The organism is Pseudoalteromonas luteoviolacea CPMOR-1, from assembly GCF_001625685.1.
GTDB lineage: Bacteria > Pseudomonadota > Gammaproteobacteria > Enterobacterales > Alteromonadaceae > Pseudoalteromonas > Pseudoalteromonas luteoviolacea_K.
This window is the reverse complement of sequence record NZ_AUYC01000069.1, coordinates 1-459: the sequence shown is the minus strand read 5'-3', so window position 1 is coordinate 459 and position 459 is coordinate 1. Positions and strand designations below refer to the sequence as shown.

The following is a 459-nucleotide window of genomic DNA, read 5'->3' as shown; positions in this document are numbered from 1 at the left end:
GCGTTAGGTGAACATGAGATACCAATGAAAACTATTACTTTAATAATTATTATGCTGTTATCCCCAATCTTGGGAGCTAAGGAAGTTAACTTGAGTGAGTTAGAGAGTGTTTCACAGAACCTACAGTTCTTAATTGCGCCTACCAATGAAGATGAATATGAAAAACTAGAGAAGCTATGTAAATGCACCGCAAAAATAGCTCAAGAGAAATGGGAGCCTGCGAAATATTCAGAATTTAGCAATGCGCTAAGTGAATATGCCAAATTAGCAAATTCAGTAATGGAAAACATGGAAGAAATGCTTAAAAATGGTCCTCCTAGACCTTCAGAAACAGTTATATCTGGCATGCAAGACATGGTTGAAATCATTGAGTCTTGTGAAGAGAAGTATGGAATTAGAGTTGAATTCTAGACAATATTAATTAGTTCACCTAACAAGGCCGTAAAAGCAAGGACACAA

At 36.2% G+C, this 459-nt stretch carries 1 protein-coding gene; it reads left to right on the top strand.

Annotated elements, in window-relative coordinates; genetic code table 11:
• A partial coding sequence (locus tag N473_RS22240; protein WP_231099623.1) for a hypothetical protein occupies window positions 1–411 on the top strand: 411 nt, incomplete at its 5' end.
• Window positions 412–459 lie beyond the last annotated feature (48 nt).